Source organism: Microbacterium sp. NPDC059771 (assembly GCF_042732495.1).
Classification (GTDB): Bacteria; Actinomycetota; Actinomycetes; order Actinomycetales; family Microbacteriaceae; genus Microbacterium; species Microbacterium sufflavum.
Genome location: NZ_JBHWHK010000001.1, coordinates 2,771,090 through 2,796,809, shown reverse-complemented (window position 1 = coordinate 2,796,809; position 25,720 = coordinate 2,771,090). Strand labels below are relative to the sequence as shown.

Below are 25,720 nucleotides of genomic sequence, written 5' to 3'. Positions count from 1 at the left end.
CTACGCTCCCGTCAACCGTTGACCGGCCATCTTCCTGATGACATCGACAAAGGTGGGGGCGTAGGCGCCGTACGCCTCTGCGATCTTGTCCGCATCGATCTTGCCGGTGTGCACGCCCTCGCAGAGGCGGATCCAGGCTTCGCCCATCGCCCCGGTAAGTGCGAACGCGACGCTGGCGCCGATGACACTTCCCGCTCCGGGAATCAGCATGAGAAAGCTGCGGGCCAGAGCCTGGCCGCTGATCTGCACGCCCAATTGCGCGAGCGCGGAAGCAGACATCATCGTCTTCAGCTCCAGGTCGTAGATCGCGGCGATGCGCCCCATCATGGTCATCTGGATCGGCGCCAGGGCCATAGCATCGGCGACGGGGATCGGAACTGCCGTGGCAGCTGCTGCAGCAGCCGCTGCCGCAGCGATGACAGGCCGGGCCATCTCCCGCTTCCAGGGGAGGTTGAGCCGCTGGGCGATACGAAAGGCATCCTTCTCGTCCTCCGGCGAGAGCGCGAGAGTCTCCGCGACGAGTTCACCGAGACCGTGCCCCGAGCCCTTTCCGTGCTTGTCGCGGGTGGAAGTGAGGATGACCCGCTCAATCGGAAGATCGATGGTGTTGCCGTCGGCATCGACGGGTTCTTCCAGCCAGGAGGTGAACTCCTCGACGTCCCGAGGAGGAGTGCGCTTACCCGTCACGGGGTTCTTCGACCAATCGACCTTAGTGAGCACCAGAATCACCGGCAGGCCGGCCGCGGCGAGCTCGTGGATCATCGCGATATCGGGTGGCGTCAGGCGATCTGCCTTGGACAGCACGCAATACCAGACCACCGAGATCTGTTCTACTGCGGGACGCTTGGCGATGGTGGCGAGGTTCGTGCGGAGGATCTCGGCCGGCGAGCTGGTCGATCCGATCTCGAATCCCTCGAGGTCCCAGATCCCGAGAGAATCGTCGTGATAATAGTCAGCGCCACGCGTGACGGGGAGACCCTTCCCAACCTTTGCAAGATCACGTCCGAACACGGCGTTAATGAGGGACGATTTGCCGACCCCGGTGCCACCGACGACTGCGAGGTTGAAGCGCCCATACCGCGATTTCGCGGTCTCGTTGGCTTCGAGGAAGGGCTGCTCGTCGACCTTGGGTACATCGGAGGAGCGCGCGTCAGACGTATCGGTCATGTCCGTTCCTGCTTTCAGTTGGATTCCGGAGTAGCCGAGGTGAACTCGAACGCTACGGATACATCGGGATCGATGGAGGTGATGATGTTGGTATAGAATATGCGGGCCTGGTCGCGGAGTAGCTCCTCATTCTTGGCGAGGTACTCGGCCTGCAACTCATCCCCGAACACATCGTTGACCATCTCGACCTTGTCAATGTCCGGAGTCGTCCAGCTCAGGACATCGCTGCTCTCAGCTGCCACCTCGACGTTCTGGTTGTCGAGTCCAATCACGATGAAGGACGGGATGGTCACCACGAAGGAACCGTCCGGTTGCTCATCGATCTTGACGTCTTTGGCGTCAATGCCGAGCTTCGCGTCGAAGCTGTAGCGCAAGAAGGCAGCGCGGGAATTCGGGATGGTGAGGAAAAGGAACTGTCCAGCCTCGGTCTTTCGCTCGCGAATACCCTCAATCCCGAGCGTGACCAGCGCCACCTCCTGGGTGCGCGTGATCGCGTTCACGATCTGGGTGTTCTTGTCGGTCGTCGCGCCGACCCACTCGCCGAGCGGAGGCTTGACGATGAAGAGCGTCCCAGCGGCAAGCACTGCGCCGACGATGACCAACGCCGGCCACAGGATCAGATTCTTCTTCATAATGCTTCTTTCGACCAGGTAGTCAAGCGCCCGCTGCGGCCGCTACGGCCTCTGCGTCACGGATACGGAGCTTGCCGGACATGAGATGGGGAAGAAGGGCGTCCCGCGTTTCCTCGAGAACAGTGTTTTCCGCAATCGCAGCTTCCGCCGAGTCTCGGATGGAGTCCAGCCGGGCACCCATCGTGGAGCGTGAAGCGTCGTTTGGCCAGCGAATATTGACGGATGCGAGATCCTTCCAACTAGTGCGCGGCATGCGAGTTCCTTCGCTGGCAGCGACAACCTCGCTTATGACTGAATCGCTCGAAACGGCGGCGAGCAACATCGATGAGTCTGCGGCGTTCCTAGCCCGAAGTACCAGAATGTCAGTCGAGCAGATTCCGTCCGTGGGGGCTCCGACAACCTTGTGGAAGTACGGCCTCAGCTTCCCGAAGAGCACATCCCGGGACTCGAATCTTGACTTAGCGCTCGTAACCTGGCTGGCTGTACCACTTTCGCTCAGCCACATGTTGCGTCGGCCCAGGTGCTCAAGCCCAACGTATGTCTCCTGGGATGCAAGATGTACCGGGTCGGCCTTCACCCGCGGTGAAGTCGCTACGCTGTCGATTCGAACGTAAGGAGCGTCGAGCGTCTCATACTCAACACGCACTACGTTGTCCGCTGCCGCTGCGAGAGCGGTGTTGGCGGCGATCTTGTCGTCGAGCGCACCCAGCACCTCGGCGATTGCTCGTTGCTCGTCCAACGAAGGAAGGTCTACGTCGAAGTTGCGTATGTCGTCAACGCGGAGATGCGGGGTCGTCGATCCGTGGGCCCGGGACAAGAGTCGAGCCTGAGTTGGCGCTGCAACAAGGTAATGCCGTAGGTATCGCGCATCCGCGATCCTCGGGTCGACCCGCAACAGCGTCGTGCGTTGACCAGCCGCGATGTTGTCGCCCGGCGGAACGATCACGACTGGCCCGACCGGAGCTTCTCGTGCAAGTAGGAGGTCGCCTGGTTCGGGTATTAGGCGCGCTGTCCACTCTTTGAACGTGAGCGCATTAATGCGTCGCGCTTCTCGGAAGTTGATGACGTTCCCTCGCATCGCAGGCGTACCGATGGCAAAGTATTCGCCGTCTGTGTCGGTCGGAGCGGTGCGGTTCTTGCAGTCGACGATGTGTGAACATACATCTGCGAGCGATGTCACATCACCCTCCCAAGCTGCTCGCGCACGACTTCTGCGAGGCGTGCGGACTCAGACAATTGCCTCTCCAACTCGGCGCGCAGACCGGCAAGTTTTTCCTCGATTGCCTCGCCATCGTCCGCAACCTCTGGGGCACCGACATATCGGCCTGGCGTTAGGGCGTAGTCGGCTGCTTTGATCTCGGCGAGCGTCGCCGAGTACGCGAAGCCTGGAACGTCCGCGTACACGGAGGGCGCAGCATCCGATTCGCCGCCCATCCAGGCGTGGAACGTGCCCGCGATCTTGGCGATGTCGTCGTCGCTGAGGGCGCGTTCGGCACGGTCGACCATGTGGCCGAGGTTGCGCGCGTCGATGAAGAGCACTTCTCCGGCGCGCTTGCCTTTGTCTTTGGCGAAGAACCAGACGCATACGGGGATTCCGGTGGAGCGGAAGAGTTGGGTGGGGAGGGCGACCATGCAGGAGACGAGGTCGGCTTCGACGATCTCGGCGCGGATCTGTCCTTCGCCGCCGGAGTTGGACGACATGGAGCCGTTGGCCATGACAACGCCAGCCTGTCCACCGGGGGCGAGTTTGGAGAGGATGTGCTGGATCCAGGCATAGTTCGCGTTGCCCGCTGGCGGTAAGCCATACCGCCAGCGAGGGTCGGATTCGTTGCGTGCCCAGTCTTTGATGTTGAAGGGCGGGTTGGCCATGATGTAGTCGGCCTGCAGGTCGGGGTGCAGGTCGCGGGCGAACGTGTCGCCCCAGCGGGGGCCGAGGTTTCCGGTGAGGCCGTGAATGGCGAGGTTCATTTTCGCCATGCGCCAGGTGCGTTCGTTGAGCTCTTGTCCGTAGACGGAGATGTCGGCGCCTTCGCCGTGGTGGGCTTCGAGGAACTTCTCGGCTTGGACGAACATGCCGCCGGATCCACAGGCAGGGTCGTAGACGCGCCCGTGGGTGGGTTGGAGGAGTTCGACGAGGACGCGGACGACGCCGGCGGGGGTGTAGAACTCTCCGCCGCGTTTTCCTTCGGCGGCGGCGAACTTCTCGAGGAAGTATTCGTAGACTTCGCCGAGCAGGTCGCGGGCGCGTCGCCCGGTCTGACCTGCTTGGCCCTGGCCGGCGAAGCGGGCGGAGTTGAACAGGTCGATGAGTTCGCCCAGGCGTCGCTGGTCGACGTTCTCGCGGTTGAAGATGCGGGGGAGGGTGCCGGCGAGTTGCGGGTTGGCTTGCATGATCGCATCCATGGCCTCGTCGATGAGGGCGCCGATGGGGCGTTCGGGCTCGCTGCTCTTGGCGTTCTCGGCGAGGTGGCCCCAGCGTGCGCTGGCAGGGACCCAGAACACGCCGCGTCCGGTGTATTCGTCGGTGTCGTCGATGAGTTCGCTGATCTGGTCGGTGTCGTATCCGTCGGCTTCGAGCTCGGTGCGGATCGCGGTGCGTCGTTCGTCGAAGGCATCGGAGACGTATTTGAGGAACACGAGCCCGAGGATGACGTCCTTGTACTGGGAGGCGTCCATGGAGCCGCGGAGCTTGTCGGCGGCCTTCCACAGCGTGTCCTTGAGTTCCTTCATCGTGGATGGTGCCGCGGGCGCGGTTTTGGCGGTGCGGGGCATGGTTCCTCTTAGCTTTCTGGGGCCGTGACGGTGGTGCTGTCGGGTCGGCCTATGGTCAGGGTAATAGCACTAGCGGCGGCGCCGTTGACGAGGGCGTTCGTGTACGTGACGAGTCGCGCGAGGCGGGCGGTGAGGTCTGCTTGTACTGCGCGGATTTCGGTGAGGGCGTCGCGGAGGATGGGGACAGCTGTGGGTGGGACGCGGCGGAGGTGCCAGCGCTTCCAGGCGCCTGGTCCGGCAGGTTGTGTGGCGATGTCTTCGGCGACCAGTTCGGGTACGAGCCCGCCGGGGTCGGTGCGTCGGATGCGGAGGATGCGGGCGGGGTAGGCGACGACGGAGGAGCCGTCATGGTCAACCCACGCGGCCGTGGCGGGGCCAGTGCGGAACACGACATCCCCCGGCTGCGTCAGGGGCGCTGACGGGTGGGCGGCCGTGAAGGTGAGCGGATCGATCCGTTCTGTTCCGATCAGGGACGGGTTGTCGAGGTGGTGGGTGCGGATGACCCGCAGGCCGGTGTCTCCGGCATATTCGGCGGAGAGACGCGTCCCGGGGATGAGGCGTGCATGACGGTCGCGTACGAGATCGGTGAGTCGCGCCGGCGGCGATGCGGTCTCGCCATCGTGTTCGGTGATCATGATGGGTGGGAGGTCGTCGCCGAGATCGCGTTGGGCGGATTCCAGACGGGCGACGAGTTCCACGGCATTCGGGGTGCGGTGTCGTGCGGGCTGCGGGGTCGTCAGACTGCCGAGGCGTGCGCGCAGTGAGGATGTGCGTTGCCGCGTCAGGAATCGGTAGGCGCGTGCGCGGAGTTGATCCGTCGGGCCCATGCTCGCGATGACGTCGCTGATGAGGTCTGCCCGGTGGGCGGGGGTGAGGGTCGTGTCGGTGAGGTCGGCGATGGCGGTGTAGCGCTCCTCAGCAGGAAGGTGGAGGGGAGCGGTGCCGAGCACCCAGAGCGCGAGGGCTTCGCGTGTCGCGCCCGGGACCAGCCGGGCGGGTAGACGCACGATGGCGCGCACGTGGTCGGTGCGGAGGATTTCCGCGCGGATGCCGCTTTCTGCGGCCGGGAGGGCGTCGGTGAGGAGGCGTGCCGGGCCGAGGACCACCGCGATGTCGTCGCTGTGGAGCTGTAGCGCGAGCTCGTCGACGATGGTGAGGCTGCTCTCGTCGGTGTGGTCTGCGCTGTGCGGAATCCGGTCGATCCGAAGCAGGCCCGGGCGGGGTTCTGCATCGGTCAGCCAGCGGCCGAGTACGTGGAGTCGGCGACGGAGCCGGCGCGACTGCGGCCCCGGGGTCAGCGTGAGGTCGGTGTCGTCGTGCGCCTGCGCGGCGAGCTGCATGCCGAGGTCCGCGTCGATACCGGCGCCGAGGAGTAGCGGGCGTTGCGGCCATGCCTGCACGAACGCACCGAGCAGATCGGTCACTTCCGCACCAAGGGGCGCATCGGACCCGGACGACGACGCGGCGGCCTTGGAGCGTTGCGCGACGACATCCAACGCGCCGGCGGGCGAGTAGGCCGCATCCACGATGCGGTCGACGAACGCTCGCCAGTCCCGCCCGCTCCGGATGTGCTGCTCGATCTCGGACCGGATGGTGAGATCGTCCGGGTCCGTCCGGCCGGCATCCTCACGCAAGGAAGTCGCAGTGCGCCCGGCCAAGGCTCCGGTCTGCCCCTGCAACGCGATAAGCGCCTCCAGCTCGGCGACGTCAGCGTCCACCGCGAAGGAGAGATCGGTGGGCGTGGCTGCGGACGCGGCATCCGCTCGGGCATCCGGGTTGTTGCCGTGGCCGGTCACCTCCAACCACTGCGCGACCTCGTCCTCGTCGAACAGGAGACGGTTCGCGACCGTGCGGACCGGGCGGGGGAAGGCGTTCGTGCCGGTGAGGAACCGCCGCCTCCACATCGAGACCACAGGCCGCTGGACGTGCGCCAGCGTGGCAACGCCCTGGAGAGAGACGAGCCCGCGGGGCGGGACCGGCTCTTCCTGGATCGAAGCATTTGAGGTCATGCGCCCACACTAAGACTCCGCACCGACATTCGGTATAACGTACTGATAAGTGGGCTTATCAGTACTCAATGTAGGTCGGCGTTCAACGTTCTCTAGCTTTTGTGGTGCGAGCTCGCCATCGGGTTCGTGAGGTTCGCGGGCCGGCGTCACCTCTGGAGCAGTACCGATCTGTCAGGAGAACAGAACATGGCTGATCGCCGCATTACACACAGCAGGAAAGACCGCTACGGAAACATCACCGCTATCGGGCAGCCGGGCCAGTACTGGTCAACGCGACCGTCGGGTGATGCGATCCGAGACATCGAGACCCGGGCGCACACGTACTTCGTGCAGTGGCCGGAAAAGCGCACCGAGATCCGGGTCGTGCAGGGCGCAACGGGCAAGTACCTGCGCACCGACCGGGACGCCACGACGCGCAACAACCTCGACGACCTCCCGGACCTGTAGGGGGACAGTCCGGATGGCCGCGGCCGATTGAACTCGTGCCGCGGGTCTGCTGGGGAGGAGGCAAGGGGACGCGCCTCCCCAGCAGACGCTTCACGCTCGAGGCACGCCGTATATCCACGCGGTGCTTCACCTACAGGCCTGAGCATCCGCTCGCTCGATTCGCGCGGGGATCGCGTGTGGGCGCGGCGGCGATGTCGTCGGATCGGTAGTTCGCGCATCCCGACAAGCGGAATCGTCGAGAGCAGCAGCGGCAACTTCGCGCTGATCGGCACCTGGAGGAACGATGACGCGACCCCGACCATCCTCGCTGTCGCGCACTACGACCCACAGGCGTAGGGCGCCATTGTGAGCGACCAACCGGCGCGGGGTGACGTATCAACCCCAGGCATTCCGTTGACGGAGCGGTCCGCGCCCGGAACCTACTTCGTGATCACCGCGTCACGCACCATCTATCACGTGGACATCGAGGACAATTCGTCCTCGACGGTGACCAGGTATCCGCGCGTCAACGCCTTGCTGCTGGACGGCGATCCGTTGACGGGGGTGCGCAGTTTCTTCTTCGATGCGGGCTCCGGGTTGGGGCACATCGAGTGGTGGAAAGCGAATCCCGCGGACTACGACCGCCCGGACCTGCCGTACATCGGCACGGTGCGCACCACTAGCCCGGTCCTGCTCACCCTAAGCCTGACCTCCACAGCCGAACAGCCAACACCTTCTCGCCGTCCCGACACCCGCGCGAGCGTCGAGCTATTCATCGACGGGATGCGGACGGCGCTGGCCAAAGTCGAATCGGAAGCGGACTTCGCGGACCTGATGACGTTTCTCCTGGAGCACGGGTACCGCACTCCGGAGACGGATGGTGACGTCGAGGATGCGCTCAAGCCGGGCGAATTCGATGACATCCGATGAGTCACCAGAAACACTGGCCGAAGTGGTCGCGGAGGTTCGGGAGCTCCTGTCCCGGCTCGATGATGTCCCCTGGCCGGACATGGATGCGCGCTTCTACGTACACGGATACGACGAGCTGCACCTGGCGCTGGAGGGTCTCCTCGAAGCACTCGCAAGCGAAACACCGTCCGATGCATAGGCGTCGCGCGGCCCGGGTCAGGTGTGGTTCGCGGTGGTGACGCCCCTGCACGGGATCCGCACCGACGAAGGTCTGTTCATCGTGGATGTCGCGGCCGGCCTGATGCTCCATGCACCCTTCACCGTCACGCCGACGGGGCAGCCCGAGTGGCAACCGGCGACGGTCACACTCGACACACGGCAGAGTGAGCCGGTTCGTCCCATCGACAACGAAGACGCGCTTGAAGACAGCGCGTTCTGGGGTGGCCTCATCCGGTCAGGGGATGACGATGACGATGACGATGGTGATCGGATTCTCTGGTGCGTCCCGTTGCGGGTGCTCGAGGACGACCCGATCCATGCCGGACTCGTCGTCGCGGGCGGGATCGTCTTCGCCAGCGACGAGGTGACCGCGTTCAACCGGCTGCAACCGCGCGGGGCGAGCGCCCACGTCTACGACATCCGGGACCGGCTGCATCAGTACGCGAAGGTGGGCCGTGTGCTGGCGTTCGAGGTCCCGCGCAGGTTTATGCTCACGCCGGGTAGGCACAGGCGCTACGACGCCAACCGTCAGATCCCGGCCGAGTGGGAGTCTGTCACGCTGTTCGTCACCGCATCCGGGGCCGTACACGCCATCTCCGCCGCCGGGCGCTGGTCGAAGATCACCTCACGCTCACCCGCGACGCCAGCCGCGCCCGGGCCGTGGCACAGCGCCCTCGTCGTCGCCGTGCCCGCCAGCGTGATCGACGCCGCGGACACCGTCGACGAAGCGATCCGGCACCCCGACGCCCGACCGGGCATCGAACAAGCGACGCTCGGCGACTGCCTCTACCTGCACACGCGCGCCCAGTGGACGCTCACCACACCCATCGTCCGCATCCTCGCCGGCACCCTCGTCGACCAAATCGACGACCATCGCACGTATCTCGTCGCTGGGCCCGACGCGGCATGGATCGTCGAAGACAACATGCTCTTACCCGTCCACGACGGTCTCGTCCTGCCCGCGCCCACGTTCCTGGCCGTCGGTGACCGCATCGAGAACACGATCATCACGCACGTCATGTGGCTGCATGACAGCACCGACCCCGAATGCGAGCAGTAACAACGAGCAACGCTCACCGCGGCACACGTTGACCTGCTACGAGATCAGCGACCGAAGACAGCAGCCCCCGGCAGCCGAAGCATGAGACCGGGGGCCACCACCACTATCGAGCCGGAGCCGGAATGTCGTGGATTGCTGGCCAAACTCTACCAAGTCCGCATCGTCGAGCGGAGACCGGCATCCTCGTCGCAGAGCACCTCGTACCAGGGGTGATAAGTGCCGCGTTTCCTGCCCGGGCGCCCGCAGATCTCGCACGTGCGCGCGGCCTCGGCCTCCGCGTCACGAATGATCGCTCGGAGCTCCCGGGCGTAGCGGCTGTTCTCTACTTCGAACCGTAACCGCCCGTCCACAGGCATGACCTCCCGGACCACGTAGTCGGGGTCGATGGTCGCAAGCCGGCGGTCGAGGCGGACCAGTAGCGGCCACCACCCCTGCTCAACGCTGACGTCGGCGACCCGCCCGGGGCGTGAACGGTCGGCGATGGCCTGGATCGGCCCTGGGAAGTCATCGCCCACCCAGGTGCGGAGGGCGTCGTCATCCATGAGCGGCCTCCTGGATCTCCCGCAGACTCGGGATCGTCATCGAAAGCGTGGCCAGGTCGACGAGTGCGACGCTGCCCTCTTGCGTGTCGCGTCCGAGGCTGATCACCCGCCGGTCATCGTCCGTGGCGCTGGCACCGGGGGCATGCATGCGCCCGTGAAACAGAGCCTCCGGACGCACGGCGTCCCACACGCGGGTGACGCGCTCCCGGGATTCCGCCGACTCCAGCAGAACCCCGTCCCGGGAACCCGGCAGGATTCCTGCTCAGCATCCTCCGCACCGCCCGCACCGAAGTACGGGCAGGCGACTCGTGCGTGAGCATCACGTCAGCCGGGCCGCCGGCGATAGCCGCATCGACGTGCTCGTCCGTGATCGCTTCCTCCGCCCACCATTCCCGACCAGGGACCCGCCACAATCGGTCCACGGATGTCGCACCGCCCAGCGAGAGGATCTGGCGCCCGCCAACCTGAAACCGGTACGGGCGTGGGAGCAGCCACGTCACCTCCGAGATCTGAACGGCCTCTTCCGGAGCCACGTCGAGCGCCCGCACGACGAGTGGCCACGGCTCGTGATTCCCGAGCGTCACGAGAACGCGCTCGATGCCGGCATCAAGGAAGACGGGGTCAGTGAGCTCGGTGTCCATCCACCAATCACCGACCTGCAGGATCGTCGTCACATCTGGGGCGAGCCGTCCGATAGCCGGCGCCAGCGTCCGAACCCATCCCACGTTCCCGTGCCAGTCGCCGCAAACCGCAACCCGAGTGTCGGGCAGGTCCATCATCGCGGCGGTGTCGAGCAGGCTCATTAGGCTCCAGTCTCATCTGCTTTCCTCAGATGTCAGCGGCGACGTCGTTCGGAGAGGGATCGAGCGCGTCACGAGTACCGTTCGCGCAGCGTCTACCAGTAGCGTCGCAGTCTTTGTGGGTATCGCGATTCAGAAGCTTGGACGTTGTCGGCGGGTCGGTGAGATCGGGCCAGCCCACGTGGCGTCACGGTGAGCTGGGGAAGCTGACGGCACCTCAGATCCATACGACGCGAGGCGCCTGCACAGGGCACGTACGTCCGAAAGCTCGCGCAATGCCGCGGGATTGTCGCGAATGTTGAGGAGTGGGCGAAGCGCCCGAATGAGAGCGACCTCTGTCTCGTGCACGACGCCGGCGTCAAGTGTGACCCATGAGACGTCGAGATGGTCGTTGATCCAACTGACAATGGCGGTGACGTCGGTAGCGGAGAACCGGTAGTTCCGTGCGTTGGCCCTGCCCACGAGTGAGCCCGCTGGCGGCCGGTATCCAAGAACCGCGCCGATGCTGCGGAAAAAGGTGCCGTGACCCCGTCCACGAAGCTCGTTGCGGAGGAACCGGTGGCGGAGCGTGCGGCCTGCCGCTTCGCCCACGTACAGCAGATCGGTTCCACGGTCGGATGCCGCGTCTCGGTACCGGGGAGGAAGAGAGCGCACATCGCGGATCTTGATCGCATACACCCCGAACAGATCCGGTACGTCGTCGTCGATGTCCGCAGCGGAACGAAAAGCCTCAAAGGGTAGGAGCTGGTCAGCCGCATTGTCTGAAGCGCCGCCGAACTGAGAGGTGGACAAGGTGTGATCGATGCTGTTCCGCTGGGTCGCAAGCGTCGATGTCGCTGGCATCGGGATGGTGTTCTGCCGCACTCCATCGGGAGTGCGGATGAACAACTCCGGGTGCTTCCGGATGCGAGCATTGATCTGGCTGGCAGGGACACGCTCCCGATCACGTCGCGAATATAGTCCGCGAAGATTGATCTGCTCGGCGATCTCCACTGGCTGCATCGGTCGGCCCGTCGACTGAAGAACATCCGCGATTGCGTCATGCAGAAGCACAGCATCCCTCTCTGCTGCAACGATCCTCGTTGTGGGCGGGATCACGCTGGATACCGATAGCGTCGACCTATGGGCCACCTTCCTCCGAAGACTATCGCTGAGACACTCCGCGGCATCCAGTCCAACGACCTCGTTCTCCCTGCCATCCAACGCGAGTACGTATGGAAGCCATCGCAGGTGGTGAGGCTATTCGACTCCGTTCTCCGCGGATACCCCATCGGAAGCTTCCTGGCCTGGCGGATTGAACCGGAGACGGTCGAGAAGTTCAAGTTCTACGGCTTCATGAAGGACTACTCTCAATTCGACAACCGCCACAATCCCGACCTCGACCTTCCCGGCCGTAGGTTCACAGCGGTTCTCGATGGCCAGCAGCGGCTCACCTCGCTAAACATCGGATTGCGTGGCTCCTACGCGGTTCGGGAGAAGTACGCGAGACACAACACTGCCCGCGGCTACCCGACCCGACGGCTCTACTTGAACATCCTCCGCGAAGCGGCATCGAACGACGCCGGACTCCGGTACGACTTCCGACTCCTCACCGACGAACAGGTGCGCGACTCCGCCGAGGACTCTGAGTACCACTGGTTCCCCGTCAGCAAGGTGTTCGACGCGACCACTGCTATGCAGCCGATGCGCGACTTAGCCGAGATCGGGCTCGGAAATCACACCTTCGCCATTGACGTGCTTGGGGAGCTCTACCAGGCGATCCATGCGAAGGAGAGCCTGCACATGTACGAGGAGACCGATCAAGATGTCGAACGCGTGCTCGACATCTTCATCCGCGTCAACTCCGGTGGCACGGTCCTTTCCTACAGCGACCTCCTGCTATCCATTGCCACGGCGCAATGGAAGGATCGCGATGCTCGCAGCGCCATCCACGGACTCGTTGACGCATTGAACACAACAGGCTCTGGGTTCACCTTCTCGCAGGACGTTGTCCTCAAGGCGGGCTTGATGCTCGCCGGCATCAACGACATCGCGTTCAATGTCAAGAACTTCACGGCCGAAAACATGGCCGAACTTGATCGGCAGTGGGACAACATCGGCGACTCGCTCAAGACCGCGGTCGGACTGCTCAGTGATTTCGGACTGTCCGATGCCACGCTGTCGGCGAAGAGTGTCGTAATCCCGGTCGCCTATTACCTTCATACACGAGGCCTCGACGACGCCTATCGCACAGCGGTCGCTCACGCATCCGACCGGGCCTTGCTCCGATCCTGGGTGCTCAGGTCCCTCATCGTCCGCGGCATCTGGGGATCAGGTCTCGACACACTACTACGCGACATCCGCACCGTCCTCAACGAACACGGATCTACCGGGTTCCCGGCAGCGGACCTGGAGCGCACGATGGCGCTACGAGGCAAGTCCCTCGCAGTGACCGACGAACTCGTCGATGACGTTCTCGATTTGTCCTACGGCAGCGCCCGCACGTTTGCGGTCCTGGCGATGCTCTTCGACCACGTCGACACGCGCAACCAGTTCCACGTCGATCATGTGTTCCCGCGGGCACTTCTCGACGCGAAGCGGCTCAAGGATCAAGGCCTCGCTAGCGCTGACATCGATGCGCTGACCGAACGGCGAGATCGCTTTGCAAATCTGCAACTGCTCGCTGGCCCGGAGAACATCGACAAGTCCGCGACTGCGCCAGCTGAATGGGCGGTACGTGCCTACCCGACTCCGGATCTGCTGAGCAACTACAAGACGCTAAACGAACTCACGGCACTCCCGCGCGAGGCGGCCGAGTTCCTGAGCTTTTATGAGGCGCGGAGAGCAGCACTGGGGGAGCGGATTCGACGCAAGCTCGCCTCTGGCGCTCACCCGGTAAACGGGGCAGATACAGGCGACGAGTACGACGGCACCGAATTGGACGCGGCGCTCGAAGAATAGTCTGGACAACCTCGGGTGCGACCAAGCGCAGTGACGGTACAAAGCACCTTTGATTCGAACGACCAGGTCACGGTCCTAAGTCTGAGACCACGGACTACGAAAATGGACAACACGGGGGAGGAGAGCGGCGTGGGTGGGACGCTGATCCATGAGCAGCAAGACTTGGCCGCAGTTTTCGAAGAGGTTGTGCGGCGTCAAGACGCGCTAAGGGACGCCTACGACCGTCTGCAGCGGCCCCCTGCGCAGGCGCGGTCGGTGATAGCTGCCGACAACCAGGCAACGAACCCGATGCAGTTGGAACGCTTCATCAGCTATTGCATCATGCAGGCTGTTGACCTTGGTCGTTCGATGCACTCAATGGTTCGTGCTGAGGACGGCACGCTTCAACTTCCGATCATGGCTCTGTATCCGCTGGTGCGCGCTCAGATTGAGAGTGCGAGCATGGCCATGTGGGTGCTTGCGCCCCCTGATCGCAGGACGAGGGTGCTTCGTCGCTTGCAGGCCGGACACGATGAGCTCATCCATGAGAGAGCGCTGACCAAGAGCGCTCTGTCCGGGCGAGCTGTTTCTGAGGTGAATAGTCTGCTTCGTCAAGAAGCGCGCCGGCAGAAGCGACACAAGGCATACTTGCGTGCGATTGCGACCGCGAATTCCATCAAGCCCGACGAGTACGAGAATACGTTCCCCACGTGGGAGACGGTGGTGCGGGAGGCCGGGCAAGTGCCCAAGCTTCGTGATGATGCCCTCGTGGTGGTTTGGCGACTAGCGAGTGGCTTCACGCATCCGTCCTTCCGTCGTGGCGCGTCCGTCCCAGAGTTTTCGGGCCTCGACTCCGACGGCAACGTGCTGCGTGGCACGCTTTCGACGAAGACAGAGTGGATGATCAGCGTCGTCTCCATTGCCGGTCGGGCAACTGGGCTCGCTTTGGAACGCTGGCGTGATCTGAAGCTTCAGGTCAATGGGGAGCGTCCAGTGCCAGCCCCCGTTGTCCCGAAGCGTTGAGCCGCGGGTGGATTGTGCTGTACGACGAGCTCCCGGTCTGATCGAAGCTCCGTGGGACTGCCGAGGGTCTTGGTGACTCTTCGTGTTAGGCCGCGGATGCGGCCTGTGTGGTCATGATGGCTTCGAATTCGACGGGCGCAACTTGCCGAGGGCTCGCTGTCGACGGCGCCGGTAGTAGGTCCGTTCGCTCCAGGTTACGATGGCGAGGCGGAAGTCGTTGCCGGGGGCCCATCGGCGCGCGCAAGGAGTTCGATCATGCCCAGGCGCGGATCGACAAGATGGAAGAGCTCGCGAAGGCCGAGCTCGAGGACAACTCGCACCTCCCGGCGACCCCTCGTCAATGGTTCTCTTCATCGGTAGGGACGAGAAGTGGGACGCGATTTGCGCCGAACATGGGCTCACACGTCCTACCTACGACAACAAAGCCTTCTTGCGGCGTACGAGTGCTCAACTCGACTCGGCGCGACTTTTTGACCGCCGCGGGCGGACTACTCATCTCGACGGCCGCGAGCGTCGGCTCGCTCTTCCTCGTCGCCTGAAGCACGGCGAACATAGCCTTCGTCCCGCGATGGGCTGCTCGTGCACTGGAGCTTTCGTCAGACCTTCACGCCCAGGCGTTCACTCGTCTCCAGAGAGACTCGTCAGGGAGGATTGCTGGTCCGTCGAATGCGTGCTCGACGCTGCTCGAACCTTGCCGCTCCTGATTCCGTCGAGCTCACCTGACACCGTTTGTCGGTCTCGTTCGACACCATGCCTGGCGGCGACAAGATAGATGTCGATGAGCGGTGACACCACTGGTGGCTGGGGGTCGACCAGGAAGTCCAACGGGCGCAGCTCGGGCTTGACGCGTAGGATTTCTCCTACGTAAAGTGTGGGCATGGCTATCAACACCGTGAAGACCGTGACCGTGTTCGTCTCCGACCAGGACCGCGCCCGCGACTTCTACGTCGACGCGCTCGGGCTGGAGGTGACGGCCGACCAGACCTTCGGCGAGAACCGTTGGCTTGAGGTCGGTGCCCAGAGCGGCACCACCCTGGTGCTGCACAAGCCGTTCCCCGGGATGAGCGCTGGCGGCGGGCAGGGCATTCTGTTCGCCAGCTCAGACCTGGACGCCGATGTCGAACGGTTGCAGGAAGCTGGTGTGGTCGTCGACGGTCCGAACGAGATGCCGTGGGGTCGGCAGGCCACCTTCTCGGACCCTGACGGCAACGGCTACATCCTGCAGGGCTGAGGTCGTCCAGTTTGCCTCGACGTCTCAAGAACGGCCCGCTGGACGAGGTGTTCGGCGCGCTCGCCAACCCCACTCGTCGGGACATCCTCGACGCGCTCCTCGGTGGTGACCACACCGCCGGGGAACTCGCCGGGAAGTTCGACATGTCTCGTCCGAGCGTCTCCGAACATCTCCGTGCATTGCGCGAGTCCGGACTCGTGGAGGAGCGCCAGGAGGGTCGTCACCGCTACTACCGCGTCACGGGCGAGCCGATGGTCGAGCTGATCGACTGGCTCACTCCCTACGAGCGCTTCTGGCGCAACCGGATGACCGCGCTCGGCGGTGTTCTCGACGAAATGGACGACGATGACCACGCATGAAGACCTGACCCGGATCGAAGTCGACCAGTACTTCCCGCACACGCCCTCTAAACTGTGGCGGGCCCTGACGACGCCGGAGCTGATGGCGCAGTGGCTCATGCCCAACGATTTCGAACCCGTCGTGGGTCACCGGTTCACCTTCTGGGCACGCCCCGTCGCGCAGACCGGATTCTCCGGACGGATCACGTGTGAGGTGCTCGACCTGCTGCCCCAGAAGATGCTTCGGATCAGCTGGGCAGACGCCCAACAGCCCGACTGGATGGCGACCACCGTCACCTGGACGCTGCAGCCCGAAGGGAAGGGCACCCGCCTGTTCCTCGAACACGCCGGCTTCGACCCCGACGACCCCACACAGCAACTCGCCCGGAAGTTCATGAACGGCGGCTGGCGCAGCCACGTCCTGCGCCGAATGAGCGAACTGCTCCAGCACCTCCACTGATCCACTTGACCCATCATCCTGCCCGTCCTCTGGGGGCAGAACCGAATCCACCAACTGTGGCTGGCACCGCCAGCGACAACACGACGAAAGGCCATGTCATGGCGCGCACGATCGCGGAGAAACTTCAGATCAAGCCCGGCACCGAGCTGCTGCTCGGCCCCTCCTCGCCCGACCAGCGAGCGCTGCTCGATCCCCTCCCTGAACACGTCACCGTCGTCGACGGGATCGACCGCGACACCACCGGGGTCGCGGTGATGTTTGCCCAAAGCCGTGACGAACTGGAAACGCTGCTCGACGATGTGTTCCCGCTGCTGTCGACGCCGAAGGCCGTTTGGATCGGATACCCGAAGGGCAACAAGGCCGACATCAATCGCGACAGCATCTGGAAGCGCGCCGAGGAATCAGGCTGGACCCTCAACGGCAATATCTCGCTCTCCGACACCTGGTCGTCGGTCCGTCTCAAGCCCGCGAACTGACCGCGGGTACGCGAGCGGCGACATGACGACAGGACAGTCAACTCAGACTCCGAACACCGACGTCGCGGTCCAGGCGCTCGGCCTGCAGATCGAGTACCCGGAGCGCACCGTGATGAGGGACCTGAATCTGAGCGCTCCCGCGGGACGGGTCACAGCGGTCCTGGGACGCAACGGCGCTGGGAAAACCACCCTGGTGCGAGCAATCGCGACCCTCCAGCCCTACCGGGCCGGATCGCTCCGCGTTCTCGGGCACGAGGTGAAGGACGAAGCCCAGACGGTTCGGGGGATTGTCGGCCTGGCGGGACAGCACGCCGCCGTTGTCGCCGAGCTGACTGGCGTCGAGAACCTACGCATGGTTGCCCGCCTCTACGGTCTCTCACCGCGCGAGGCCCGCCAGGCCGCTGCAGGGGTGATCGACGGGTTCGCGTTGAGCGAGTTCGTCGACCGACGCGTTTCTACCTACTCCGGCGGTCAGCGCCGCCGCCTCGACCTGGCCGCGACATTCGTGAACAGGCCATCGCTGTTGCTGCTCGACGAGCCGACCACCGGGCTGGACCCCCACAGCCGCAACAGCCTCTGGGAGACCATCCGATCCCTACCTCTGAACGGCACATCGGTGCTGCTGACCACCCAGTACTTGGAGGAGGCACAGCGTCTCGCTGACGAAGTGGTAATCATCGACGAGGGCCGCGTCATCCAGGCCGGAACTCCGAACCAACTTCGTCGCACGATGGCCAGCACCACGCTGAGTCTTGTCACCCACGCACCGCTGTCCAGCGACCAGGCCAAGGCGCTGGCGGAACGGCTGCGCGGCGAGATCCGCGACCTCGGAGACAACGAGCTGACGGTGACCGGCCAATTCGACCTCGACGCCGCGCATCGCGCGGTGACCGAGCAGGGGATCCTCGACATCACCGAGTTCTCCGTGTCGCCGCCGACGCTCGACGACGTCTTCCTCTCTATGACCGGAAGCGAGGCAAGCCCATGACCGCCACTATCCACACGACAGTGACTCCGATTCCGTCAGCGGGCCTAGCTGCCACCAGCGCCACGATCGGGTCGAAGACTCTGAAGGTGTTCCTTCGCGACCCGCAGGCCGTGTTCCCCACCCTGTTGCAGGGCGTTCTCTTCCTGCTCGTGTTCCGCTACGTCTTCGCCGGCGCAATCGATTCCGCTCCGCTGACATACGTCGACTACATGACGCCCGGCATCATCACCACCACGCTGCTGTTCGGATCGTCCCAGGCCGCGGTCACCGTCGCCAAGGAACGCTCCGCCGGGTTCTCCGACCGCGTCCTGTCAATGCCGGTGGCTCGCGCCGGGATCACACTGGGACGGCTCGCCGCCCAGTCGACGATCGTGGTGGCCGCAGCACTTACCACCCTCCTCGCGGCCTTCGTCACCGGCTTCAGACCCCACGCAGGCGTACGCGAACTCGTCTTGGCGTTGGCGATGCTGGTGCTCTATTCGGTTGCGTTCGCCGCGCTGTTCCTCGCGCTCGGGTCAGCGGCCTCCAGCCCGGAGGCCGCCCAGGGGCTGGCGTTCATCGCGATTCCGCTCACCTTCATCTCCAGCGCGATCGTCCCCACCGCGTCGATGCCAGGCTGGCTGGCAGCGGTCGCCGACTTCCAGCCGCTCACTCCGATGATCGACGCACTGCGTGGCCTCACCCAGTCCGACCTGATCGGCGTCGACCAAACCTCGCTGATGGCCGCCCTCGCTTGGTCGGCCGGGATCCTGCTGGTTTCGGTGATCATGGCGGTCCGTCTCGCGTCGCGGACCAAGGCGCTCAACTAACCGCAACCCCCTGCGGACACCGACGTCATGGCGCGTGAAGCACGAACGTCCCGTGTCGACCTCTATGCAGCAATTCGACGTGATGCCAAGGAGGGCCTGTCGAAACGGGCACTGCAACGCAAGCACGGAGTCGGGTACCGCACAGTAGCGGCAGCCTTGGCCTCGGCATGGCCCAAGGAGCCCAAGCCGCCACCGAAGAGGGGGTCGCGGCTCGACCCCTACCGGTCAGTGATCGACGGCTGGCTCCGCGATGACCTGGACGCGCCGAGGAAGCAGCGACATACCGCAAAGCGCATCTTCGGCCGGCTCCTCGACGAGCACGACGCCATTGGAGTGGTGTCGTACGGGATGGTGCGTGACTACGTCGCGACCCGTCGCCGCGAGATCCGTATCGAAACCGGGCGGGAGCCCGTCACCACGTTCATCCCGCAGACCCACCTGCCCGGCCGCGAGGGCGAGGTTGACTTCGGCGAGGTCGTCGTACGGCTGCGCGGAAAGCTGGTGACCTGCACGCTGTTCAGCCTGCGACTGTCCTACTCTGGGAAGGCCGTCCACAGGATCAGCGCCTCGGCCGGGCAGGAGGCGTTCTTCGAAGGCCACGTACACGCCTTCCGTGTCCTGGGCGGGGTGCCGACCGGGAAGATCCGTTACGACAACCTGAAGGCCGCCGTCGCGTCCGTGATCGGGTTCTCCCGTCAGCGGGTCGAGGCGGATCGGTGGACCGCGTTCCGCTCCCACTACGGGATCGAGGCGTTCTACTGCCAGCCAGGGATCACCGGCGCGCACGAGAAGGGCGGCGTCGAGGGCGACATCGGCTGGTTTCGCCGCAACCACCTCGTCCCCATCCCAGAAGCCGACTCCATCGAGCAGCTCAACGCCATGCTCGACGCCTGGGACCGCAGCGACGAGCAACGCAGGATCGCCTCACGCGCGCACACCATCGGCGAGCACTTCGCAGCCGAGCAACCACTCCTCGCTGCGCTCCCGACCGAGCCGTTCGAGACCGGCCGATGGTTCACCCCGCGGGTCGACAGGTTCGCTCAGGTGAGCGTCCGGATGAACAAGTACTCCGCGCCAGCCCGCTACGTCGGTCGCCAAATCAGGGTCCTGCTACATGCCAGCGAGCTGGTCGTCTACGACGGCCACAAGGAGGTGGCGCGCCACGAGCGGCTGATGACCAAGGGCGGTGTCCAGCTCGACCTGGACCACTACCTCGAGGTCCTCCTCCGCAAACCCGGAGCGCTCCCCGGAGCCACCGCCCTCGAGCAAGCCCGGAAGACCGGCCGGTTCACCCCAATACATGACGAGTGGTGGGCCGCGGCCTGCAAGACCCATGGCGATGCCGAGGGCACCCGCGCCCTGATCGAGGTCCTGCTCCTGCACCGACACCTCGCGCACGAGCATGTCGTCGCCGGGCTAACCGCCGCCCTGCGAGCCGGTGGGCACACAGCCGACGTCGTCGCGCTCGAAGCGCGTAAGGCCGAAGACCAAACCCGCGACAACAGCGGCGCGCCCGACTCCGCGGTCTCCCCTCGAAGCGACCCCACCGTGATCGCCTCGCTCACCGAACGGCGACTACGCAAGCCCTTGCCCGTCGATACCCGCCCGCCGCCGACCGTCGACCAGTACGACCAGCTGCTACGACGCCGATCTCGCGCCCAGGAATGAAGGAGCCCCCATGACCCGCCGTCGAGGCATGACTGAAGAAGCCGCCGATGCTTCCATCGACCAGGCGTGCCGCATGCTGCGGCTGCCGACCATCCGACAAGGCTTTGCCGACGGCGCAGACCGGGCGGCGGCCGAGCAGATGTCCTACCGCGGGTTCCTCGCAGAGCTCCTCCTGGCCGAGTGCGACGACCGGGCTCTCCGCCGCTCCGAGCGACGGATCAAGGCCGCGAAGTTCCCCCGAGAGAAGTCCCTGCGGGCCTTTGAGTTCGACGCCAACCCCAACATCGACCCCGCCACCATCCACACCCTCGCCAAGTGCGACTGGGTCAAGAAGGGCCAACCCCTGTGCCTCATCGGCGACTCCGGTACCGGCAAGTCCCACCTGCTCATCGCACTCGGCACCGAGGCCGCCATGGCCGGCTATCGGGTCAAGTACACCCTCGCCACGAAGCTCGCCAACGAGCTCGTCGAGGCCGCCGACGAGAAGACCCTGTCGAAAACAATCGCCCGCTACGGACGCGTCGACCTGCTATGCGTCGACGAGCTCGGCTACATGCAGCTCGACCGACGAGGTGCCGAACTATTGTTCCAGGTCCTCACCGAACGCGAGGAGAAGGCATCTGTCGCGATCGCGTCCAACGAGTCCTTCTCCGGGTGGACCAAGACGTTCACCGAACCGCGGCTCTGCGCCGCAATCGTCGACCGCCTCACCTTCGGCGGCACCATCATCGAAACCGGGACAGACTCCTACCGACTCGCCCACACCAACCGGCGACTCGCCCAGCAGTAACACGGGTCGCGAAGTGGTGTCGAACGAAGCCGACACTCCTACCCCATTCGGTGCCCAGGTGGTGTCGAGCGAGACCGACAAACGGTGTCAGGCGAAACCGTCATAGCCACCGCTCCCGCCCTCCCGCTGAAGCAACAGGAGATGGCCTCTCACCCAGCGGTGCCGTATAGCGGGGAGGGTGGATGCGGCGGGAGCCGTGGCGCAGGCTTATACAGTCGCGATGTACAAGCCTGACCAAAACGGTTGGCACAGCGACAGACATACTTGCGGCCGTCCGTCGAGCGAAACAGCGTCGATGCTGTTCGTGAGGCGACCGCGACTAGCTGAATGCTTGCAGCTAGCCCGCGCAGGGTCGCACCTGAAGCGAGGGGCTTCTCCTCGGTCAAGGCTCATCGTGGCGGGTTCGAGTATGGCGGCGGCGGACCTCTTCGAGTATCTCCTCGAGACTGCGGACACCGTCGACGTAGTCCTGGGCGTCACGGAGGGCACGAGGCGTCGGCTTGAGTCCGTCCAAGACACCCGAGTGCAGGGCTTCTGCGGCGCCGTTGATTCGCTGCGCACGAGTGAGGCGGGGAGCTTGGTCGTTCGCCAGTCCGCGGAGGACGGCGAGACTCGGCGTTGCCATCCGAAGGTTCTGCATGTCGAGGATCCCGAGGTTCCCCTCGTGGCCGTCGCGTCCGAGGCTAGCGACCCGCCGTCCATCATCGGTCTGTCCGCCTCCTGCGACATGCATGTGCCCGTGAATGAGAAGCTCCGGGCGCACAGCGTCCCAGACTTCGCTCACGCGCGCGCGTGATGCTGCGGAAGCCTCGAGTGCCATCCTCGGAAACCGGTGCGGGTTTGTGCGCAAGACCTGGCGAACGGCGCGGACGGGGTTGTTGGCCGGCGACTCGTGGGTAAGCATCAGATCCGCCCGCCCACCGGCGACAGCTGTCGCGACGTGGTCATCGGTGATCGTCTCATCTGGCCACCAGGTCCGCCCTTCTTGGCGGGACTCGCGATCGACGGACGCGGCGCCGCCAAGCGCCAGAACAGAGCGTCCGCCGATGGTGAGGCGGGCTGGCCGTGGGAGGATCCAGGTGAGCTCGGATACCCTTACGGCTTCCCCGGGATGTCGATCGAGCAGCGGAGTGATCTGACCGTAGTCGTCGTGATTCCCGAGGACCACGTAGAAGCGGTCGATGTTCGTGTCGGCGAAGATCGTGTCGACCTCGCGCGGCGACATCTGCCAATCCCCTAGGTGCAGTAGCGTCGTCACATCGGGTGCCAGCGACGGGAATGCCCGGGCGACCAGACGAGCCCAATCTGCATTGCCGTGCCAGTCGCCGCACACCGCGACGCGCCGATCGGGCAAAGAGATCCTTTCTGTGTGTTCAGACACTCTCATCCCGACTCCGTTTAGCGGTGAGCACCACGGCCGTACACCGGGCGATCCTGCCAGCATCTCAAGCAAACATGCGTCGAGTCTGTTCGCATGGAGCGTTGTCGTCCGTTCGGCGATTCTCGACGCCAGCTCTCTCCAACGCGGGTGTCTCAGCACGCGTACTTGACGACCTATAGCTGAGCCTTGCCGGCTCGATGTTGTCGCGCATAGGGAGGCGTCCAAACCACTCAGAGAAAGCTGCTTATGACTAACATCCACGCCTCGACTACGCCGCAGTCTGACATCGAACTGCCGGACTTCCCCCGCCCCACCACTGACCAGTACGTGCGAGACATCGACCCGTCGCCTCTTTACTCGCATCTCGCATGCACTCGCTATGTCATCGGTACCTGGGACGGCTACGGCGTTCGCGTACTCACCAACGAGACGGACGAGTACGCAACCATCCACTTCCGCATCCCCCGGGGATTGCCGGCCGACTGGGCGTCGCAGCTCGCCACCTTCTCGACGCAGCGCATCTCCTACACAGACCGAGATCGCTCCTGGGACGAAGAATCCGGGGGCTGGCCCACTTCGAACCGAGACCGCTGGAGTGCCTTCGTAGACTCGGTCCTCGCCGCCATCGACTTCGCGCGCGCCTCCTTGGAAACTGCGGTGTGGGCACACGCACGCGGCGAAGACTGGAGCTGGCCTTCATTCCCGCCCGGCAGGATCGAGACGAAGTACGAACTGTGGGGCGACGGCCACCCGAACCGGTACGACCCCGAAGAAGAGTACGCACGGTACCTGGAGGAGCGCGGAAGGTCTGTCGGCCCTACCGCGGACGAAACCGAGTTCTGACCCGTCAGGGTTGCCTTTCATCATCACGACGCTCGTCATACACGCTGTGCATGGGTGACGGCGGGTTCGAATCCCGCCGTCACCGCCAACCACGAAGGCCCGAAGCTCCTTGGAAACACTGGGACGCGGGGCCTTCGCCGTTTTGGGACCGGCGGTTGCGGTGACGCAGCGGTAACGCGCTTCTAGGCCGGTGACGTGCTCGTTGGAGACCAGCAATGGATGAGGCGCGCGAAGGGGCGCCCTTCCAGCTCGAGCTGGGGGCAGAATAGAGAACGGCTAGCGGGTGCAGGGCGAAGCAGCTGGTGTACTTTGACACGCTGCTCAGCTCACCACTGACGCCGCTTAACCTCTGCGAGATCGGTCATCAGTTAGCGCGGAGTGTGTTTCGTACGCCTGCCTGCTTCCCTCGGTTGCGGGCGCGAACTGCGAGCAGTGCGCAGCCGATTACGGCGATGCCGCCGGTCACGGTCTGCCAGCCGATGTGCTCGCCCAACAGCATGGCCGCCCAGAGGATGTTCATCACGGGTTGAGTGAGCTGCACCTGGCTGACCTGCGACATTGGGCCGATGGCGAGGCCGCGATACCAGGCGAAGAACCCGAGGAACATGCTCACCGCCGCGAGGTACGCGAACGCGCCCCACTCCACGACGGTGCCCATGGGAGGCTGCCGACCACGGCGATGCCGGTCAGCAGAATCATGTCAACGAGAAGGATGGGGTCGGCGGCGCCTTGGCTGAGCGAGGACGAGGAAGTCGCCTGGCGCGCGTTTCGTCGCATGACGATCGCAGTGCAGGCCGGTGTGGTGCACGACCTTGCTGCATCGGGTCTCTCGGAGCCCGACTACGAGGTGCTCAGCACCCTGGTCGAGGCGCCGGAAATGACGAGCACACTGCATGCCCAGGCGCAGAAGATGGGGTGGTCACGGAGCAGGCTCTCGCGTCACGCCGGCAGGATGGAAGCGCGAGAGCTGATTCGCCGTGACCCCGACCCGGCAGATGGTCGCGGCTGTCTGCTCGTGCTCGCCCCCCTCGGTCTCGACGCCCTTCGAGCAGCGACTGCCGTGCACCTGGAATCCGTGCGCCGTCGCTTCGCCGAGCGGCTCGACGCGCGCGACCTCCTTGACATCGTGCGAGTCTCTGGAAAGCTCGCGCATGCCCCAGAGTCGGATCTACGACACGTAGGCCGTGAGTAGTCTGTCGAGAACCTTATGAGATTGCCGACGAGCCAGGTCGGTGTCCTCGTGTTGGGCCGTCCAGAGGGCCGCCTCGTTCATCGCGCCGGAGAGCTGCGCGGTCGACGCATCGAGGATGTCTTCTGCAACTCCCGCCTCACGTAGTGCCTCTCGCAGATGTGTCGCCGAGTTCTCCGCGTCGAGTCGGCGCCATTCCTGCCAGCCGGTCACCGCTGGTGCATCGATGAGCAGGATTCGCATGGCCGCCCCGTTCGTGATCGCATCGAGGAATGCGTGCGACCCGGCCCTGAGCTGTTCGAGAGGCTGCGGGTCTGCCTTCTCTGCTGCCGCGACGACAGCTCGTGCGACGTCGGCTTGGAGGCGGGCGACGACCTCGCCGAACAGTGCGACCTTGTTCCGGTAGTGGTGGTAGACCGCGCCTCGCGTGACCCCGGAGTCCCGGGCGACGTCATCGACCGAGACTTCGCTGAAGCCTCGTGCTGAGAAGAGCTCCTTCGCCGAATCGAGGATGCGTTGGGCTGTCTGGGCGGCGTCGGCTGCGGAGGCGCGAGGCATGGTCCTCTCCCTTTACGTACAGCGTGTATGTATACTGACTTCGTTACATTCATATCGTACGTAAAGGAGTGCAATGTCCGTCACCAGCCTCTATCCCGTGCTCATGTCTCGCGATGTCGACGCCGCGGCGTCCTTCTACCGCGACTTCATCGGTTTTGAGACGACCTTTGAATCCGACTGGTATGTCAGCTTGCGCTTAGGGGAGTTCGAGCTGGCGATCTTGGCTCATGATCACCCCACGGTGCCGGACGGATACCGTGAGCTTCCCCGAGGAGTGATCGTCAACCTCGAAGTCAGCGACGTCGATGCCGTCCACACGCAGCTGGCCGGCAAGACAGAGGCGAACGTGGTGTTACCGCTTCGCGATGAGGACTTCGGTCAGCGGCACTTCATCGTTGCCGCCCCCGACGGCGTCCTGCTCGACATCATCCAGCCCGTGGCACCCAGCGAGGACTACGCGAGCGCGTATGTGCAGACATAGAGGCTTTCGTTCGGCGAGACCCTGGATCCG

At 64.6% G+C, this 25,720-nt stretch carries 26 protein-coding genes and 2 pseudogenes; 16 read left to right on the top strand and 12 right to left on the bottom strand.

Features of this window, described 5'->3' with window-relative positions:
* From ACFV3I_RS13585 to ACFV3I_RS13565, 5 genes are read right to left on the bottom strand one after another with little or no spacing between them, the layout of a single operon-like run.
* Window positions 1–1,167 carry a GTPase gene (locus ACFV3I_RS13585; RefSeq protein WP_378823171.1) on the bottom strand — a complete coding sequence of 389 codons (1,167 nt, stop codon included), beginning with the start codon at window positions 1,165–1,167 and terminating at the stop codon, window positions 1–3.
* 14 nt (window positions 1,168–1,181) lie between these two features.
* On the bottom strand, window positions 1,182–1,799 hold the full coding sequence (locus ACFV3I_RS13580; protein WP_378823169.1) for a hypothetical protein: 618 nt from the start codon (window positions 1,797–1,799) through the stop codon (window positions 1,182–1,184).
* Window positions 1,800–1,821: 22 nt separating this feature from the next.
* Window positions 1,822–2,979, bottom strand: coding sequence for a restriction endonuclease subunit S (locus ACFV3I_RS13575; protein WP_378823167.1), 1,158 nt, complete (start codon window positions 2,977–2,979; stop codon window positions 1,822–1,824).
* Window positions 2,976–4,571, bottom strand: coding sequence for a type I restriction-modification system subunit M (locus tag ACFV3I_RS13570; RefSeq protein WP_378823165.1), 1,596 nt, complete (start codon window positions 4,569–4,571; stop codon window positions 2,976–2,978). The genes ACFV3I_RS13575 and ACFV3I_RS13570 overlap by 4 nt, the downstream gene beginning before the upstream one ends.
* 8 nt (window positions 4,572–4,579) lie before the next feature.
* The gene (locus tag ACFV3I_RS13565; protein ID WP_378823163.1) at window positions 4,580–6,580 is read right to left on the bottom strand and encodes a helix-turn-helix transcriptional regulator; all 2,001 of its coding nucleotides are present in this window, start codon (window positions 6,578–6,580) and stop codon (window positions 4,580–4,582) included.
* Window positions 6,581–6,766: 186 nt separating this feature from the next.
* Between ACFV3I_RS13565 and ACFV3I_RS13560 the strand changes: the two genes are divergently transcribed.
* The 3 genes from ACFV3I_RS13560 to ACFV3I_RS13550 all read left to right on the top strand — a co-directional run bounded on the left by ACFV3I_RS13560 (window position 6,767) and on the right by ACFV3I_RS13550 (window position 9,194).
* Window positions 6,767–7,027 (top strand): DUF3892 domain-containing protein, encoded by a 261-nt coding sequence (locus tag ACFV3I_RS13560; RefSeq protein WP_378823161.1) that lies wholly within the window; start codon window positions 6,767–6,769, stop codon window positions 7,025–7,027.
* Between the two features lie 456 nt (window positions 7,028–7,483).
* Complete coding sequence (locus ACFV3I_RS13555) at window positions 7,484–7,936, top strand: hypothetical protein (RefSeq protein WP_378823159.1); 453 nt, start codon at window positions 7,484–7,486, stop codon at window positions 7,934–7,936.
* 211 nt (window positions 7,937–8,147) lie between these two features.
* The gene (locus tag ACFV3I_RS13550; protein ID WP_378823158.1) at window positions 8,148–9,194 is read left to right on the top strand and encodes a hypothetical protein; all 1,047 of its coding nucleotides are present in this window, start codon (window positions 8,148–8,150) and stop codon (window positions 9,192–9,194) included.
* Window positions 9,195–9,340: 146 nt separating this feature from the next.
* On the opposite strand, the gene ACFV3I_RS13545 is transcribed toward ACFV3I_RS13550, so the two are convergent.
* The 3 genes from ACFV3I_RS13545 to ACFV3I_RS13535 form a co-directional block, all read right to left on the bottom strand.
* Window positions 9,341–9,736 carry a hypothetical protein gene (locus ACFV3I_RS13545; RefSeq protein WP_378823156.1) on the bottom strand — a complete coding sequence of 132 codons (396 nt, stop codon included), beginning with the start codon at window positions 9,734–9,736 and terminating at the stop codon, window positions 9,341–9,343.
* 113 nt (window positions 9,737–9,849) lie between these two features.
* Window positions 9,850–10,539 (bottom strand): metallophosphoesterase, encoded by a 690-nt coding sequence (locus ACFV3I_RS13540; RefSeq protein ID WP_378823155.1) that lies wholly within the window; start codon window positions 10,537–10,539, stop codon window positions 9,850–9,852.
* Window positions 10,540–10,668: 129 nt separating this feature from the next.
* Window positions 10,669–11,589: a GIY-YIG nuclease family protein gene (locus ACFV3I_RS13535; RefSeq protein ID WP_378823153.1), complete on the bottom strand. Its 921-nt coding sequence runs from the start codon at window positions 11,587–11,589 to the stop codon at window positions 10,669–10,671.
* A 69-nt stretch (window positions 11,590–11,658) separates the two neighbouring features.
* Here ACFV3I_RS13535 and ACFV3I_RS13530 point away from each other — a divergent pair, with 69 nt between their 5' ends.
* Complete coding sequence (locus ACFV3I_RS13530) at window positions 11,659–13,476, top strand: DUF262 domain-containing protein (protein WP_378823152.1); 1,818 nt, start codon at window positions 11,659–11,661, stop codon at window positions 13,474–13,476.
* Between the two features lie 129 nt (window positions 13,477–13,605).
* Entirely contained in the window at window positions 13,606–14,478 is an 873-nt protein-coding gene (locus ACFV3I_RS13525) for a hypothetical protein (protein WP_378823150.1), read from the top strand.
* 85 nt (window positions 14,479–14,563) lie between these two features.
* On the opposite strand, the pseudogene ACFV3I_RS13520 reads toward ACFV3I_RS13525, so the two are convergent.
* A pseudogene (locus tag ACFV3I_RS13520) lies at window positions 14,564–14,715 on the bottom strand (IS3 family transposase); the annotation flags it as partial.
* 640 nt (window positions 14,716–15,355) lie between these two features.
* Here ACFV3I_RS13520 and ACFV3I_RS13515 point away from each other — a divergent pair.
* The 8 genes from ACFV3I_RS13515 to istB all read left to right on the top strand — a co-directional run bounded on the left by ACFV3I_RS13515 (window position 15,356) and on the right by istB (window position 21,238).
* The gene (locus ACFV3I_RS13515) at window positions 15,356–15,709 is read left to right on the top strand and encodes a VOC family protein (RefSeq protein WP_158032985.1); all 354 of its coding nucleotides are present in this window, start codon (window positions 15,356–15,358) and stop codon (window positions 15,707–15,709) included.
* Window positions 15,710–15,720: 11 nt separating this feature from the next.
* Window positions 15,721–16,068 (top strand): helix-turn-helix transcriptional regulator, encoded by a 348-nt coding sequence (locus ACFV3I_RS13510; protein WP_209904488.1) that lies wholly within the window; start codon window positions 15,721–15,723, stop codon window positions 16,066–16,068.
* Window positions 16,055–16,507 carry an SRPBCC domain-containing protein gene (locus ACFV3I_RS13505; RefSeq protein WP_158032983.1) on the top strand — a complete coding sequence of 151 codons (453 nt, stop codon included), beginning with the start codon at window positions 16,055–16,057 and terminating at the stop codon, window positions 16,505–16,507. Before ACFV3I_RS13510 ends, ACFV3I_RS13505 begins: the two co-directional genes overlap by 14 nt.
* A 98-nt stretch (window positions 16,508–16,605) precedes the next feature.
* Window positions 16,606–16,983, top strand: coding sequence for a DUF3052 domain-containing protein (locus tag ACFV3I_RS13500; RefSeq protein WP_158033065.1), 378 nt, complete (start codon window positions 16,606–16,608; stop codon window positions 16,981–16,983).
* A gap of 22 nt (window positions 16,984–17,005) precedes the next feature.
* A complete protein-coding gene (locus ACFV3I_RS13495; RefSeq protein ID WP_158032982.1) occupies window positions 17,006–17,971 on the top strand; it encodes an ATP-binding cassette domain-containing protein in 966 nt (321 codons plus the stop codon).
* Window positions 17,968–18,780 (top strand): ABC transporter permease, encoded by an 813-nt coding sequence (locus tag ACFV3I_RS13490; RefSeq protein ID WP_378823146.1) that lies wholly within the window; start codon window positions 17,968–17,970, stop codon window positions 18,778–18,780. Before ACFV3I_RS13495 ends, ACFV3I_RS13490 begins: the two co-directional genes overlap by 4 nt.
* Before the next feature lie 27 nt (window positions 18,781–18,807).
* Window positions 18,808–20,448, top strand: a complete 1,641-nt coding sequence (gene istA / locus ACFV3I_RS13485; protein ID WP_378823144.1) for an IS21 family transposase — start codon at window positions 18,808–18,810, stop codon at window positions 20,446–20,448.
* A 10-nt stretch (window positions 20,449–20,458) separates the two neighbouring features.
* Window positions 20,459–21,238, top strand: a complete 780-nt coding sequence (istB, locus tag ACFV3I_RS13480) for an IS21-like element helper ATPase IstB (protein WP_378823142.1) — start codon at window positions 20,459–20,461, stop codon at window positions 21,236–21,238.
* A gap of 382 nt (window positions 21,239–21,620) precedes the next feature.
* On the opposite strand, the gene ACFV3I_RS13475 is transcribed toward istB, so the two are convergent.
* Complete coding sequence (locus ACFV3I_RS13475; RefSeq protein WP_378823140.1) at window positions 21,621–22,592, bottom strand: metallophosphoesterase; 972 nt, start codon at window positions 22,590–22,592, stop codon at window positions 21,621–21,623.
* Window positions 22,593–22,865: 273 nt separating this feature from the next.
* On the opposite strand from ACFV3I_RS13475, the gene ACFV3I_RS13470 reads away from it, so the two are divergent.
* Window positions 22,866–23,462: a hypothetical protein gene (locus ACFV3I_RS13470; RefSeq protein WP_378823138.1), complete on the top strand. Its 597-nt coding sequence runs from the start codon at window positions 22,866–22,868 to the stop codon at window positions 23,460–23,462.
* A 364-nt stretch (window positions 23,463–23,826) separates the two neighbouring features.
* On the opposite strand, the pseudogene ACFV3I_RS13465 reads toward ACFV3I_RS13470, so the two are convergent.
* A pseudogene (locus ACFV3I_RS13465) lies at window positions 23,827–24,129 on the bottom strand (EamA family transporter); the annotation flags it as partial.
* 108 nt (window positions 24,130–24,237) lie between these two features.
* Here ACFV3I_RS13465 and ACFV3I_RS13460 point away from each other — a divergent pair.
* Window positions 24,238–24,654, top strand: coding sequence for a MarR family winged helix-turn-helix transcriptional regulator (locus tag ACFV3I_RS13460; protein ID WP_378823137.1), 417 nt, complete (start codon window positions 24,238–24,240; stop codon window positions 24,652–24,654).
* Here the strand turns inward: ACFV3I_RS13460 and ACFV3I_RS13455 are convergent.
* A complete protein-coding gene (locus tag ACFV3I_RS13455; protein ID WP_126893485.1) occupies window positions 24,631–25,209 on the bottom strand; it encodes a TetR/AcrR family transcriptional regulator in 579 nt (192 codons plus the stop codon). The two genes, ACFV3I_RS13460 and ACFV3I_RS13455, sit on opposite strands and share 24 nt — an antisense overlap.
* 73 nt (window positions 25,210–25,282) lie before the next feature.
* Here ACFV3I_RS13455 and ACFV3I_RS13450 point away from each other — a divergent pair, with 73 nt between their 5' ends.
* A complete protein-coding gene (locus ACFV3I_RS13450) occupies window positions 25,283–25,690 on the top strand; it encodes a VOC family protein (protein ID WP_126893486.1) in 408 nt (135 codons plus the stop codon).
* The last annotated feature ends 30 nt before the right edge of the window (window positions 25,691–25,720 follow it).